The 14,704-nt window shown below is 32.8% G+C and carries 14 protein-coding genes; 3 read left to right on the plus strand and 11 right to left on the minus strand.

What is annotated here, in order from left to right; translation table 11 throughout:
• Positions 1 to 20: 20 nt before the first annotated feature.
• The 6 genes from A9G10_RS01985 to A9G10_RS02010 all read right to left on the minus strand — a co-directional run bounded on the left by A9G10_RS01985 (position 21) and on the right by A9G10_RS02010 (position 4,898).
• Positions 21 to 1,802, minus strand: a complete 1,782-nt coding sequence (locus A9G10_RS01985) for a DUF2326 domain-containing protein (RefSeq protein WP_065558015.1) — start codon at positions 1,800 to 1,802, stop codon at positions 21 to 23.
• Positions 1,789 to 2,037 (minus strand): ABC-three component system middle component 8, encoded by a 249-nt coding sequence (locus A9G10_RS01990; protein ID WP_065558016.1) that lies wholly within the window; start codon positions 2,035 to 2,037, stop codon positions 1,789 to 1,791. The genes A9G10_RS01985 and A9G10_RS01990 overlap by 14 nt, the downstream gene beginning before the upstream one ends.
• Complete coding sequence (locus tag A9G10_RS01995; protein ID WP_065558017.1) at positions 2,021 to 2,995, minus strand: ABC-three component system protein; 975 nt, start codon at positions 2,993 to 2,995, stop codon at positions 2,021 to 2,023. Before A9G10_RS01995 ends, A9G10_RS01990 begins: the two co-directional genes overlap by 17 nt.
• A gap of 109 nt (positions 2,996 to 3,104) precedes the next feature.
• Positions 3,105 to 3,824, minus strand: coding sequence for a JAB domain-containing protein (locus A9G10_RS02000; RefSeq protein ID WP_065558018.1), 720 nt, complete (start codon positions 3,822 to 3,824; stop codon positions 3,105 to 3,107).
• A gap of 290 nt (positions 3,825 to 4,114) precedes the next feature.
• Entirely contained in the window at positions 4,115 to 4,558 is a 444-nt protein-coding gene (locus tag A9G10_RS02005) for a hypothetical protein (RefSeq protein ID WP_065558019.1), read from the minus strand.
• Entirely contained in the window at positions 4,545 to 4,898 is a 354-nt protein-coding gene (locus A9G10_RS02010; RefSeq protein WP_065558020.1) for a hypothetical protein, read from the minus strand. The genes A9G10_RS02005 and A9G10_RS02010 overlap by 14 nt, the downstream gene beginning before the upstream one ends.
• A gap of 186 nt (positions 4,899 to 5,084) precedes the next feature.
• On the opposite strand from A9G10_RS02010, the gene A9G10_RS02015 reads away from it, so the two are divergent.
• Together A9G10_RS02015 and A9G10_RS02020 are read left to right on the plus strand one after the other, a co-directional pair.
• Positions 5,085 to 5,840, plus strand: coding sequence for a nucleotidyltransferase domain-containing protein (locus A9G10_RS02015; RefSeq protein WP_065558021.1), 756 nt, complete (start codon positions 5,085 to 5,087; stop codon positions 5,838 to 5,840).
• Positions 5,841 to 5,855: 15 nt separating this feature from the next.
• Positions 5,856 to 6,917 (plus strand): nucleotidyltransferase domain-containing protein, encoded by a 1,062-nt coding sequence (locus tag A9G10_RS02020; RefSeq protein WP_065558022.1) that lies wholly within the window; start codon positions 5,856 to 5,858, stop codon positions 6,915 to 6,917.
• Positions 6,918 to 7,239: 322 nt separating this feature from the next.
• Here the strand turns inward: A9G10_RS02020 and A9G10_RS02025 are convergent, their stop codons facing one another.
• The 4 genes from A9G10_RS02025 to treR form a co-directional block, all read right to left on the minus strand.
• On the minus strand, positions 7,240 to 7,791 hold the full coding sequence (locus A9G10_RS02025) for a hypothetical protein (protein ID WP_065558023.1): 552 nt from the start codon (positions 7,789 to 7,791) through the stop codon (positions 7,240 to 7,242).
• A gap of 567 nt (positions 7,792 to 8,358) precedes the next feature.
• Complete coding sequence (treC, locus tag A9G10_RS02030; RefSeq protein ID WP_065558024.1) at positions 8,359 to 10,032, minus strand: alpha,alpha-phosphotrehalase; 1,674 nt, start codon at positions 10,030 to 10,032, stop codon at positions 8,359 to 8,361.
• Between the two features lie 75 nt (positions 10,033 to 10,107).
• Entirely contained in the window at positions 10,108 to 11,535 is a 1,428-nt protein-coding gene (gene treB, locus A9G10_RS02035; RefSeq protein WP_065558025.1) for a PTS trehalose transporter subunit IIBC, read from the minus strand.
• Positions 11,536 to 11,708: 173 nt separating this feature from the next.
• Positions 11,709 to 12,677 (minus strand): trehalose operon repressor TreR, encoded by a 969-nt coding sequence (gene treR / locus A9G10_RS02040; protein ID WP_065558026.1) that lies wholly within the window; start codon positions 12,675 to 12,677, stop codon positions 11,709 to 11,711.
• A 206-nt stretch (positions 12,678 to 12,883) separates the two neighbouring features.
• Between treR and A9G10_RS02045 the strand changes: the two genes are divergently transcribed.
• Positions 12,884 to 13,432: a hypothetical protein gene (locus A9G10_RS02045; RefSeq protein WP_065558027.1), complete on the plus strand. Its 549-nt coding sequence runs from the start codon at positions 12,884 to 12,886 to the stop codon at positions 13,430 to 13,432.
• A 176-nt stretch (positions 13,433 to 13,608) separates the two neighbouring features.
• Here the strand turns inward: A9G10_RS02045 and A9G10_RS02050 are convergent, their stop codons facing one another.
• Entirely contained in the window at positions 13,609 to 14,700 is a 1,092-nt protein-coding gene (locus A9G10_RS02050; RefSeq protein WP_081298967.1) for a 5-methylcytosine restriction system specificity protein McrC, read from the minus strand.
• Between the last annotated feature and the right edge of the window lie 4 nt (positions 14,701 to 14,704).

Here is a 14,704-nt window from a genome sequence, read left to right on the forward strand (position 1 = left end):
TTATTTTTTTATTAATTTAATTACCAAGATGGTAATTTAAATAATCGTCCTTTTATCCCTTCATCATGTAATACCAATGCAATTTCATTTTTATCGAAGAAAATATCGGTATCAAGAGGAATATCTGAATCAATTACAGTAATAATTTGTTGAATACCTAAATTAGAATATTGTCTTATAACGTTAAGAAGATTTATCTTTTTTCTGTCGTCTAACGATTCAAATATTCCATCGTGATAAACAAAACGAGGAAAGTTATCTTTAAGATGAGCACGTAATATAGCTAAATCAAAAGCTACACATAGTAATTTTTTATAAGTATGACCATCATCAGCACTTGTTGAACGACCCGCTTCATCTAAAATATCAGCACTAAAGTCAAAATGGCCTTTTCGATTAATTTTGACATTAAGTAATGCCATTCTTGAAATAACATCTTCAACAATGCGACTAAAATACAACCTAATTTCTGAAAATAAACTTGTTTCTTGTGTATTTTGTATCTCTAAATCATTTTCCATATCAATTCTGACTTTTTGAGATTGCTCATCTAATAATCTAATTTCAGTCCTAAGCTCCTGCAATTTGTGAATAAATTCTTTTTGTCTTTCTAAAAAAGCAATATCAGTTTTTAAGGTAATTAAATCATTAGATATTTGTTTATATTTATTAAAAATATCTGTTTCACCTAAAAAAGATAAAGTCTGTGTTCTTTCTTCACCTAATTGCAATAAAGTTTGATTAATATTTGTTAGCTCTTTTTTTATTGATGATAGTTCTTCTTTTAAATATGTATGTCGTTCTTCTGTAATAGCGCGGTTAAACTGAATAAGTTGATTAAAATCTTTTTTTAATTGTTCTGGGAAAAGAATACCGGCTTCTTTGTACAAGCTTTCAGCCTCATCAGGATCAAATAATATTTGTTGTTTTTGTAAAGATAATTCTATCTTTTTTCGATTAAAATCCAATGAGTAGCGATTTTTATTCAATGTAGCTATTTGCAAATCTAATTCATCAATGAGTTTTTTGGTTTTTGCTTGATCCACTGAGTGAAAATCGAACTTATCCAACAGTCTTTGTCGCTCATTAACATCCTGCTGTTTTAATAATAAAAGCCCATCAATCCGACTAATATCTTCAATTGAACCACCTAACTCTTGTTTTACTATCGTTTCTCTATCTTGTGCATCTTTAAGTTTAGCTTCCAGTTCATAATGCTTTACAATTAAATCAGAATTAAAACCAAGAATATGAGCAAGAAAAGGTTTCCAATCTTTATGTTTAGAGGCAAACTTTCTTAATTGAAAAACATCACGGTAATCATCTTGAGAACGTAATAAATAACCTAAAATTTTGCGATATTGCCATGGTTTAATCAAATAAAAATTTAATATACTGTCTAAAATCTCTTTCGCTTTATCAAATGACACATTTTCATGATCCCAATGTGCTAATTGCGTAAAATCTTGGTGTGAATCGGTGTGTTTCTTTATACTGATACGTGTTGCATCTGTAACACAGCGACGAATAGTGAGGTAAGAACCATCTTCTAGTTCCAACTCTAAAAAAAACACAAATTGCTTAAATATTTGTTTATGCTTAAATAAAAAAAATTCTGATTTTTTTTTAGATAAAAAACAAAAATCAAGTAATTTGCCTAACGTCGATTTACCTAAATTATGGGTATCTTTTTTCTTATTTTCAGGCAAGCGAATTTCAGCTTGAATTACGTTCAAACCTGATGAAAAAATAATAGTTTCAAATAAATCTGGTTTATTTGAATATAATTTAGATAGTTTCATTTATCCCCACATATTCGATTGAGTCAGTTTTTGCATGATACTCAACTAACCCTAATAAAAAAAGAAGATTAAGTGCAGGTAGAAATAAAAATTGACCACCTTCAACCGACTTTTTAGCATATTCTAATAAACCATCATATTTTTCTAGTCTCTTTTTCTTAATATAATAAAGTAATAAAAAAGACATGTTAATAATGGTCTTATCCGGGTGAGTATGTTTATTGGGTCTTAGCATCTTCATTCTCACCTATATCACAACTCCAATACATAAAAAACAACATGACATTCACTAATCGTTTATGTTTAGCTTGCCTCAAAATTGGCTCTCTATCAACTAATAACTTTGATAAGTAATTCATTATGTGATCAAAAGTCTGATAATCTTTTCTTTTTGCAATAATATTTAAACAAAACTCTTCTGCTGCAAGCTCATAACGTTCACGTAGTGCAGTATTTTCAGCTAAAGATAGAAAAGATTCAATTTCATTAACGTCTTTTAAGTAACGCCGCTTAAGCTCATTAGCATAAGCCTCAGTCATATTATTTAGCTGATTTTTTCTAGCGTAAGTGGTTCGCTCAATATTGATATTGGTCAAACTTCTATCAAGAGTTCGCGCTTGATTTGCAAATGCCTGGATAACTTCTGCTAAATCGTCAGGACTAACAATTAACGGACTATCGATAGGATCTAGATCAGCGATTCTCATTATTTCAGGATATCGTTTAAGATAAAGTTCTATCTGATTAATATCTATGATCTTTACTGATGCTATATCGACTTCAATATAGTCTGAAATCGTTTTACATATTTCACTCTCTGCATTACCAGTTAAACGACGATTAGTAAACAAGACATAATTATCCAGCTCACCTTTATCTTTTAACTTTTTGATACGAAGCAGTTCAGCACCAATTACGGTATTGGGGTTAGTTTTCTTTTCTTTATTATAAAAATCAGATTCAGAGCAATTACGATTATAGCCATTAGTATGTTTGGCTTGAATAATTGTTGTTCCAACCCAAGGTGAACTTCTACTGGGAAATAATTCGGCAGTACCAATAAATTTAGCGTCTCTCCCACCATCAGGACCCTTAGCAAATCCTTGTGTAGAAATACCCATTATATGCTGGCAAATAATAACAACTAATCTTTCAAATTGTTCATCACTCATATCTTCATAAGCATATTTCATGATATATGTATTCCTTACTACTAAAAGTGCCAAACATTATAACTGTGTTTATATACATAACAATAATAAGTTTATTATTTTACGAGCAAGTTCGCATTTTTGATACTTATTACTTTTGAGCTTTTACCGTTTTCTTTCTAAGAATCTTCTGAACTTCTTTAGTATCAATTTCCATGATGATTGCAATTTGTTCAACCGATACTTCTTTTCGAGCTAAAGCTTGAACCAATCGTTCTTTTTGTTCTCTTTCTTTTTTCTCCGCCAATTTTGCTATTTTCGCCTTTTCTTCAGCCACTTTAACTTTGTCATTTGCTACCGCCAACTTCTCTTTAGCAATCAATTTTTCTTCCTTACGGATGCGTTCAACCACTTGATAAGTCGGGACGTATTTTAGGCTTTGTTCTAACTCGTCCATAAGTTTAGTACTGCGGAAGCTGATATAGGATTTAGGGGTGATAATTAGGTGGTCGATTAGGTCGATATTCAAAATACGGCCGACTTGGATTAGGCGATCAGTGATATCTTTATCGGCATCCGACGGCGTCAGCGATCCTGACGGGTGATTATGAACTAATATCACGCGTGAGGCGTTTTTCATTACCGCAACACGAAATACATTCATCGGTTCAACATCGACCGATTTATAACTGCCAAGCGCAATCAGTTCGATATACAGGATATAACCAGCTTGATTCATGCCAATCATCCAAAGATGTTCTTTTTCTTGGTCGATTTGGTTATCACGCAATAACACACGTTGCATAATGCTGTAGACATCGTCTGTGCCTTCAATATATCGTTTGTCATGCTTGGTTAGTTTTGTATCCATTTTATCACCTTGTAAAATCAATTAAAAAATAATATAGCATATTTTTCTTAGACTTAGCAGTAGTTAATTAATCTTGGTCATACCTGTGATGATTATTTTATGCTTGCCTGATAGGTTCATCATAAACTGCAATAAAAATCATTTAGCATTTTAGTTTGGATTCTAATTTTACTAATTTTTATTATAAAACGCCTAAAATAACAGCAGATAATTCAATATCAACAATCCAATCTAATAAGTCCAACAGTTTAAAATAGTTGGGCGTTTTTTTGACTAGTTCGGACAATTAATTATTGCTTCAAAGCAAGCTTACTTGATATTTTTTGTATCCCACCAATAAAATAATGACAGCATAATAATATTGCCGGATATATTATAAAATTGAGGGTTATCATTGATGTGATACCTAACATCCCCATAATAAAATCTAGATTAAAAGCAAATTTATTAGTATCTTCCATTACTAACATTTGGACAATAGGCGGCATTGCGGGAATTATAATACCAATTAGCACGCCGAAAATCACTAAAACCATCGGTCGTTTTATTTTATTTAAAAGAAAGATTGAAATCAGAATAAAACAGAAATAACACAAACCATAACATATCAAATAATATAATTCTGGTGGTAAACGATGATGTTTTCTTATAATTATTGAATAACACCATTGGTAACTTAGATAGGCACCGATAAAATTAAATAAAACGATAATGACTAAATTAATTATTTTCACTAGCTTGTCCTTTTTTATCTTCAATCTTTTTTACCGCTTTTTCCAAAGAGGCAGGTAACAAATAAAGTTCTTGTAGACCATATTCATCTAAAACAGATGAAACGGCACGCGCACAATAAAAACCAATAAAAGTCGCATAATTACCATTAATAATTCTTTTTTCAATATTCAGCGCTTGCTCTCGTGTTAATGTGATTTCACGTTGAGAAACATAATCACCATCTTTCGCATGGTATTTGATAAATTGTTCTATTGAAAAAGGGATGTCTCCATCATCATAAAAAGCTTCTGCTTGTCCTCGATATTGTCGCATGTAATCGCCATTAGGATCAAAAATCATGCATTGATAGCTAGTAGGGATTTTATATTAAATGTACAAATTTAATAAAAAAATGCTAAAGCTTATTTTTTGTTAATTTTTTCAGATTTGAAGGTTCTAATCATAAATTTTCATTTCTAAATAATTTGTTATCAATGATAATGAGTAAAATGCTTAAATTGTGTCAAAAGTTAAGGAATAATAAAAATGGAACAGCGAATAAAACAAAAACTTACCGAATTAGAACAACAATACCGTATCCATATTCTTTATGCCTGCGAATCGGGCAGTCGAGCGTGGGGGTTTCCTTCGCCAAATAGCGATTATGATGTACGTTTTATTTATGTTCATCCATTAGATAGATATTTAGCCATTGATAATCCTGAATCACATTTTACTTTTCCCATAGACGACGAACTGGATTTACAAGGTTGGGATTTGAAAAAGACCCTACAGTTAATCCGAAAATCCAATACTACGCCGTTTGAGTGGTTGCAATCTCCAATTATTTATCAGCAAAATCAATCAATTGCTCAGCAATTATGGCAATTGTGTGCAGACTTTTTTAATACACGTGGTAACATCTATCACTATTTAGGTATTGCTAAAAGCTCGCTGCAAACTATCGATGGCAAAGAGATTGGTGTTAAAAAATTGTTTTATGTGTTAAGACCTTTATTGTGTGCTAAATGGTGTTTAGAAAAACGGCAAATCGCTCCTATGGCAATAATGCCATTATTAACACTATTACCGGATAATTTAAGACAGCAAATAAATGATATTATTAGATTAAAAGCAACTATGGTGGAATCAGCATCGATAACTATTGCGCCAGAAATCTTATCGTTCATTGAACAATCCATGATTGATATCAGTGCAGAAGTTGAGTCTATCACTGAACAGCATTTTAAGGCAGATAAATTAGATCGCTTTTTTATACAAACGTTAATGAGCTTAAAATAAGGAAAGGAACACGACATGACAATTGATGATTTAAAAGCACAAAATCTCATTTTGTTTGAAGTGATTAGTGGTAGTCGTTCGTTCGGATTAGCTACCGAAACATCGGATACAGATATCAAAGGGGTGTTTTATTTACCTAAAGATAAATTTTATGGACTCGAGTATATTCCGCAAATTAGTAATGAAACCAATGATATCGTCTATTATGAATTAGGTCGTTTTGTAGAGCTTTTACTTAAAAATAACCCGAATATTTTAGAAGTATTGGCTTCTGCACCCGACTGTATTTTATATCAGCATCCAATTATGCAGCAGTTAACCCTTGATCTATTTTTATCCCAACAAACTAAACAAACCTTTGCTCACTATGCCATGTCACAAATTAAAAAAGCCAAGGGATTGAATAAAAAGATTAATAATCCAGTCGAGGTGAAGCGTAAAACGGTCCTTGATTTTTGTTATATTATTCAAGGTCAGCATGCTTATCCCCTCACCAATTGGTTAAATGAAAAGCGTTTTGATCAACACTTATGTGGTTTGGTGAATGTTCCACATAGTCGAGATTTATATGCCCTTTTTTATGATGCATCAGGGGATTGTGGTTATCATGGTATTATTCAACAGGATGATTCGACCGAGCTGTGCTTGTCTTCAATAAAAGTCGACACCCCAGTAATTGCTTACTTAAGTTTTAATCGTGATGGTTTTTCATCGCATTGTCGTGATTATAAGGCTTACTGGCAATGGGTTGCTAAACGTAATGAACAGCGTTATCGCAGTAATATTGAAAATGGTAATGATTTTGATGCTAAAAATATGATGCATACCATTCGCTTATTACAAGTTGCTCATGAAATTATGACCAAAGGCACCATTACCAATAAACGCACTAATCGAAACGAACTGCTCGCAATTAAAAATGGTCAATTAAGCTATGACGAAATTATGAATATGGCCAAATCATTATTTGATGACATTGAAACCGCAACACTAACCACAACCTTACCTGAAATGCCCGATTCAGATGAAATTATTGCTCGGTTAGTTAAAATGCGGGAGTGGTTATATAATCGATAGTAAGTAATAAAAAAAACAATCAGCTAACGAGTAAATTACGATAATTCTTCTTAATCTCTAAACAATAAAATTATAGATGTTTATTTTTAACAAACACGACTCTTTCAAACAGCATATTTATCACCCAAGCCATTCAATCCGAGAGGTTTATTTTGAATCATTCACTCTTTTTTGATACAGAAATAATAATAGATACCACTATAAAAAATTATGGAATATATACAATTGAGGAAAGAGAAATCAATTACCAAAATGTTTCAAATTATAAAAATGAAATATCCAAATCATTAAGGTTATATAGAAATAAATCCCTAAATTTTTACTAAACAGGAATATGTAAATTTTTGACTTCATAGCGAACACCTGACAAATTTAAATTACTAAAAAAGTAATCAATTTGGTCATGTGTGTATACCCCACTTATCACGCTTTTTTTTAGTTTTACTTTTTTATTTTTAAAAGTTATAAATAATATATATATAGGATGCCATTTCCCTATCCATCTTATCCTTTTCCATAGTATCCCTTTAGGTGGATACTTGAAATATTCGACCTTAATGATTTTAACTTCAAGATCTTGGCAAATTGGAATATAAATTTTTGGTCTAATTTTTCGTAAAATAATAATGCTTTTCTTTGTGATATGGAAAGTTGGAGTCATGCATAGCCATGCTAAAATAGTAGCAGGAAAAAACCACACACCGTGAATTGAAAATAATAATTCATCAACACCTATAAATAAATTTATAACAGCTAGAAAAATAAAAACTAATAACAAAAGAGACCAAAATAAAACACCAAAAGTCAGTGCTGTTGATATAATATCCATAAAAGATTTTTTTAATGGTTTATTTTGTTTTCTTTTTGTATTCATTTTTACTATGTTTTTTAACGATGATAAATCTATTATTTTCAATGGAATTATAATTTATTATTTTATAATAATTATTTTTAAATACCAAATTCTAAAAATCAAAATTATCCCAATGAATATGATTGAAAAATATTTTTTTAGTATAAAACGAATGTATTATTACTCTATTTCTAGACAGCTTTACTAATTAGGTCATTTATCATAATTTCTATAATACTTTATCTTAAGATAACCCAATATTGATATTCATCACTAATGCTAATTAATTACTGTTCAAGTGAGTATAGTTGACGTTCTGATAACCCGTTTTTTATAACAGGAAAGTTAGATTTACACATATTACCAATTATTTAACGTGATTTAGAATGTCTATTGATTAACTAACATAAAGGAATTGATGACCCATATGAACTATCCACAACTTTCGATGAACAACTTATTATGGCGTTTCAATCAAAAAACCAACACAAGTGTTGGCATTTTCTTACTACCTTATTCGCTCAACAATTTTTTAATTCAATAGAACAAAATGATTTAGTGTATATCCTTGTAACCTGATACAACCGTTTAACTATTTATATGCAACCAATACATAGCCTCATAAGGTTGTAACACCATTTCTGGCTTTAATATAGTTTGGTTTTCATAATTACCTAGCAATCTTTGCCAATGACGATTTTCAAACCCATTAGGTAATTGCCATTTAACCGTATTTTCGGTCAGATTGGCTATCACGAGTAACGTTTGATTATTCCAATGTCTGGCATAGCACCAACAATTAGCAACATCAGGCGTTAGATCTTGATAGTCACCGAAAATAAAGATCGGATACATTTTGCGTAATTTGATTAAGGTTTGATAGCAATAGAAGATTGAATTGGGATCGTCAAGCGCTGCCTTAACATTGATTTTTGAATAATTATTTGCCACCTCAATCCAAGGTTTACCTTGGCTAAATCCGGCATTGGCAGTATGATCCCATTGCATTGGCGTTCGGCTATTGTCGCGTGACTTACTGGCAAGAATCGCTAACATGTCAGACTCTGACATACCTTCGGCAATTTTTTCTTGGTAGATGTTAAGACTTTCCACATCTTTATATTGCGAAATATGAGTAAAATGGGGATTTGTCATCCCGATCTCTTCACCTTGATAAAGGTACGGTGTGCCTTGTAGTCCATAAAGAATCATCGCCAGCATTTTAGCTGATTCGCTGTGATATTGATCTTCATTACCTAAACGTGACACAATACGAGGTTGATCGTGATTACACCAGAAAATTGCATTCCACGCCTTACCGTGCATACCCTTTTGCCAATAGCCAAGTATTTTTTTGAGTTCAAGTAAATCGGGCTTAGCCAGCGTCCATTTTTCCCCATTTGGATAATCAATTTTTAAATGATGAAAATTAAACGTCATTGTCAACTCTTTACCATCCAATGCGGCATATTTTTGACAGTTTTCTAATGTAGTGGATGACATTTCGCCCACTGTTTTTAAACCATTAGGTAGGAAAACATCTCGGCTTATCTCTTGCAAAAATTCGTGTATTTTGGGGCCGTCTGTATAATATTTTCGACCGTCCCCTTGGACATCATCCGGAAAGTCTTGCTGTTTAGAGACCAAATTAATCACATCCAGCCTTAATGCATCGACGCCTTTATCCGCCCAAAATTGACACACATTTTTAATCTCTTGGCGTACGGTTGGATTTTCCCAATTGAGATCGGCTTGCTGTTTTGCGAACAGGTGTAAATAGTATTGTCCTGATTGCTCATGCCACTGCCAAGCGTTACCGCCAAATTTTGACCGCCAATTGTTGGGTTCTGAGCCGTCAGCTTTGGCATCTTTCCAAATATAAAACGATCGAAAAGGACTGGTTTTATCTAAGGCAGATTTAAACCATGGATGCTCTGTTGAAGTATGGTTAAATACCATATCCATCATAATACGGATATCACGTTCATGCGCTTGCTTAACCAATAATTCAAAGTCGTCCATCGTGCCATAAGCCGGATCAATATCATAATAATCCGATACATCATAACCATTATCAACTTGCGGAGAGGGATAAATTGGCGTTAACCAAATCGCACTAATGCCCAGATTTTTAAGATAATCCAATCGGCTTATAATGCCTAATAAATCTCCCGTTGAACCAGTACCACTGGCTTGAAAACTTTTGGGATAGATTTGATAAATAGTACCATTTTGCCACCAAGGGATTTCGTTCGTATTCATTGTTTGCTCTTAATTATTCATCTGTCATAAATTAACCGTTCCATAATTGAACGGTTAACGGTTATTGAATCGTGTTTAGCGAATATCTAACGTACCTTTTTTCAATTTTATTTTATAAACAACTGATGTTAAAACAATAGGTACGACAATTGCCACAATCATAGCTAATGCATAAATTCCCCAATAAATCGGTTTAATGGATAAAATACCAGGTAATCCACCCACACCTATACCATTAGATAATACACCATGTAAACCACAGATTAACCCAGCACTCGCCGCTCCAATCATGGCGCAGAACATTGGGAATTTATAGCGTAAGTTGATACCGTACATAGCTGGCTCAGTTACACCTAGGTAACCTGATATCGCAGCCGGTATGGAAACTTCACGCTCATTATGTTTTTTACTGATTAGAATGATGCCAACAACGGCTGAAGCTTGAGCAATATTGGATAAGGCAATAATTGGCCAAATCGGTGTACCACCCATACTATGTGTCATCTGCATATCGATAGCTAATGTAGTATGATGAATTCCTGTAATAACCAAAGGTGCATAGAAGAATCCAAAAATAGCCGAACCAATGAAGGCATAATCACCCGTCATTAGGTATTTAACCACATAAGCAATACCATTGCCCAACATTCGTCCGATTGGTCCTAAAAGAAAATGTGCAAGGACGACGGCTAATAGTATTGATACAATTGGTACAATCACTAAAGTTAGGTAATTAGGGACAATTCTACGTAATCGAGTTTCAATCCATCCTAACGCTAAACCGGCAAAAATAGATGGAATCACTTGTGCTTGATAGCCGACTTTTTGAATCGTAAACCAACCAAAATCCCACACTTCGGGAATCTTTTTCCCTAGATCATAAGCAGTCATCAGTTGTGGGGAAACCAATGTTATCCCTAAAACAATCCCTAACACAGGGGAACCGCCCATTTTTTTGACTGTAGACCAGCATATGGCTACTGGTAGAAAGTTGAAAATCGCTTCACAAGGTAACCAAAGAAAACTATGAATAGGTACCAACCAAGTATAAGTGTCAGTAAGTGGTTTATCATTTATAGTTGGCATGTCACCAATCACGTTACGTAAGCCGAGTAATAATCCCCCCGCAATCAGTGCGGGTAATAATGGCACAAAAATTTCAGCTAAATTTGAAATTAAGCGTTCAAACCATGACATATTTTTTTTAGCTGAGGCTTTTGTTTGCTCTTTAGTCGCTTCATCAATATTTAATCGATCAATCAATAATTTGTAATAACTATCAACATCCGTTCCAATAATAACTTGAAACTGCCCAGCATTATTAAAACACCCTTTTACAAAAGGTAATCCCTCTATGGCTTTTATATTGGCTAATTTGGGATCAGACAGTGCAAATCTTAATCGTGTTAAACAGTGAGTAACACTCGCAATATTTTCTTTTCCACCCACACAATCAATTAATGCGGTTATCGATTCTGAGGCGATATTAGGATCTTTAGCCATCTCCAAGTCTCCCTATCATAGATATTTAGCTGAATTAGCTATTAATACATTGGCTATGTTTGAATTAGGATTTAGCATAGATTGAAAAAGACAAACAATAAATGGGAACGTTCCCTATTTGTGATTGATCTCACATAAATAATAAAAACTATAATAATTTTAAATTGTTATCGCTATTTATTAACAGCCAGTTGGCAAGGGATAGTCACCGTTTTGAGTTCAACTTCATCGGTTAACATTCGGAGTAATTCATGAGCGGTATAAGTTCCAGCTTTATCAAAACCTAACTCCACAGATAACGTTTGTGGAAAAAGAAAACGGAGCAATTCACTCTGTCCGATACTCGCAACAATGGTATTATTAAGTTGCTTTTCATGAAGATATTTATGCAAACCTAACGCAAGCGTTTCAGTCGCACAAACAATAGCAGAAGGTGATGATTTAATGACTGTTTGAGCAAGATGATAGCCTGACAGGTAACTTAAGTTTCCTAAACAAGCATTAGGGGTGATTTGATGAAGCTGACAAAAATCCAGATAAGCTTGATAACGTAGCGCACCGGTAGTTTGGTCTTGTTGTTCAATACCAATAAAAGCAATATTACGCTGTTTTTGTTGATGATATAAATGCTCAAGTAAGTGAGTTACTGCACCGATATCATCGTAACAAACACACATATGATTAGGGAATGAACGAGCAATAACCACACTCTTATTTTGCCAGAAAGACAATACTCCCTTATCCAATCCTGTAAAGGCAAAAACCACGACACCGTCAGCCTGCTTATCTTTCAACATGGCTAAATGTTCTTCAACCTTTTCAACATTAAATTGGCTTTCCATAATAATCGGATCATAGCCATGTTGATAAAATATTGGCAGCATACTACTGACAGCTTGATTTTCAGACATCGACTCAAGACGAGTAACAATAATACCAATCACTTTATTACCATAACCTCGCATTGCTCTTGCAGATTTAGACGGCGTAAATTGATATTGTTCAATAATGGCATTGACTTTATTACGTGTTGCTTCTTTCACCATTGGGTCATGGTTAATTACTCTTGAAACCGTTGATTTGCTTACTCCGCTAAGTTTGGCAATATCCTTAATGGTTAAGTGGCTCGATGACTTGCTCATAATAATTTTGCTGAATAAAGATCAATAAAATTATAGTAATATAGTTTCAACAAAATTGCGATACGGTAGCTGTTTGGATGATATTAAAAATCATGAAATATTGGTATACCTAAATTAATGTCTAATGGTAGAATCAGGTTAAAATTTAACAGGTCATTAGTAGTACTGTTTAACTCAATATCTCACTTTACGACAAGCGATTAAACATGAAAAAATTATATTTACTGTTAGGTTATATCTTATTTTTTGTCAGTTTATCCGGACACGCATCAAGTAATGTCACCAAAATAGCTACCGTTAAAGAACAATTTAAAACTGCTCTATTATGTCAATCAAAGCCTTTTGCCATCGAAGATAAAAAAATCATTGCTGAACTTGAAAAACAAAAAATTACCATAAAAAACAAACAACAAGATAATATCACTGGAATCGAATACCATTTTAAGCAACCTATCAAAATCAAGAATGTATGGGTGAATATGATTCGTTATGAAAGCGATAATTTTGTCACATCTTTTTATGCTAAAGCCAAAGGGGATATGCACAAGTTCGCTAAATTGATTGGTGCTAACACTATATTGCGTAGCTGTGAAGAACCCATTCCTTTGAATGATACAGACATATACCGAAAAGATATTACCCCTATTACGGACAATAAACTTTACCCTGATACTATAATTATTGGTCAGGATAATGACTCAAAACCGAATGATTTTTATTTTATTTGTTCTAAAGTTGAGGCTAATGAGCCTTAATTTTTTGCTTAATGAATATTATCCTATTAATTTATTTATATTATGTTATGCACTTGTCTTAAACACTGAGCAACATTGGTAATGTGTGAATTTCATATTAGGTGGTACTTGGTTATAAACTTTTCGATTGAATGCATCAATTCATTCTAATGGTGTCGAATCTTGATGCAGATTGCTTATGTACTTTGAGCCAATAAAGATAGCAAACACTCTTTAATTCTCATGTTTGCTTGACTTAAATCAATCGTACAAAAAAATAGCTGATGATTTTGAATGGTAGTATATTCATTAATCGATTGATTTGTTGTTGGATATAACAGCATACCTGATGCAGAATAGGATAATCGGTCATCACTTCTTTCTTGACTTCTTACATAAGCATAAAGTTGGTACAAATGATCTGTCTTAAAAGAAAATTTGTTATGATTAAAAATTGAGGTACATTTAGTATCCACAATTAAGCGAGAATGAGTTTTGTTATTTTCTATAATTAAATCGGTGATCATTTCTGGCATAAACTGTCCAATGTTGTCCGTCGATTGGGTACATTGCCATTTAAACCTTTTTCCCGACTCGATTTGCCATTCATTTGGATCGAGATTAACCCGATAAAAACCAATTACCGCTTTCTCAAATAATGCTCTTAACCACTGATCAGTTTTCTCCAACGTATTAAGTGTTTCTTTACCGAATAATTCTGTTGGAATAGATAAACTATGAACCAATTTAGCCACCGAAACTAATAGATTATCATGAGGATTTGATCGATTGAACTGATCGATAACAGGGTTGTAATAGTTAGATTTACCGATTTTTAACTCTTTAAAACGATTGGTTATTTGTTTGCATTGCTTAATCAATTTATCATTATTTAATTGCCTTAATAAAACATGAGCAGCACCATGAATATATTGATTTTTGGGTGTATTATTTGTTAATCCATCATATCGACAATGGATTTTACCTTTTTCAAGTAATAATTTACGTGCGGTTATTAAATAATCAATTTTCCCTCTAACACGTGTTAAAACTTGCTTTTTAGGTTGATAACTGTTAGATAATGAATAACGCAATCCTTTGTGTACTGCCTTGCAATAAATCTCAGCAGCCAGCTCAACAATTTTTTCAGGATTTTCTTCAAAATTTATTCGCTGCTGTTTATCAAGCTCTTTATAATAATCTGATGCATACAATAAAAGTAACCATATGTTTTTAATAGGTATTTTATTTAATGTGGTATTTTGTCTTGTTGTCGATTCAGTATTCATTGAA

The sequence above is a fragment of the Gilliamella sp. wkB308 genome (genome assembly GCF_001690185.1).
GTDB classification, from domain to species: domain Bacteria; phylum Pseudomonadota; class Gammaproteobacteria; order Enterobacterales; family Orbaceae; genus Gilliamella; species Gilliamella apicola_I.

Coding starts and splice junctions, on each gene's coding strand:
- A9G10_RS01985 (WP_065558015.1), bottom strand. CDS start 1,802: ATGAAACTATCTAAATTATATTCAAATAAACCAGATTTATTTGAAACT.
- A9G10_RS01990 (WP_065558016.1), bottom strand. CDS start 2,037: ATGCTAAGACCCAATAAACATACTCACCCGGATAAGACCATTATTAAC.
- A9G10_RS01995 (WP_065558017.1), bottom strand. CDS start 2,995: ATGAAATATGCTTATGAAGATATGAGTGATGAACAATTTGAAAGATTA.
- A9G10_RS02000 (WP_065558018.1), bottom strand. CDS start 3,824: ATGGATACAAAACTAACCAAGCATGACAAACGATATATTGAAGGCACA.
- A9G10_RS02010 (WP_065558020.1), bottom strand. CDS start 4,898: ATGATTTTTGATCCTAATGGCGATTACATGCGACAATATCGAGGACAA.
- A9G10_RS02015 (WP_065558021.1), top strand. CDS start 5,085: ATGGAACAGCGAATAAAACAAAAACTTACCGAATTAGAACAACAATAC.
- A9G10_RS02020 (WP_065558022.1), top strand. CDS start 5,856: ATGACAATTGATGATTTAAAAGCACAAAATCTCATTTTGTTTGAAGTG.
- A9G10_RS02025 (WP_065558023.1), bottom strand. CDS start 7,791: ATGAATACAAAAAGAAAACAAAATAAACCATTAAAAAAATCTTTTATG.
- treC (WP_065558024.1), bottom strand. CDS start 10,032: ATGAATACGAACGAAATCCCTTGGTGGCAAAATGGTACTATTTATCAA.
- treB (WP_065558025.1), bottom strand. CDS start 11,535: ATGGCTAAAGATCCTAATATCGCCTCAGAATCGATAACCGCATTAATT.
- treR (WP_065558026.1), bottom strand. CDS start 12,677: ATGAGCAAGTCATCGAGCCACTTAACCATTAAGGATATTGCCAAACTT.
- A9G10_RS02045 (WP_065558027.1), top strand. CDS start 12,884: ATGAAAAAATTATATTTACTGTTAGGTTATATCTTATTTTTTGTCAGT.
- A9G10_RS02050 (WP_081298967.1), bottom strand. CDS start 14,700: ATGAATACTGAATCGACAACAAGACAAAATACCACATTAAATAAAATA.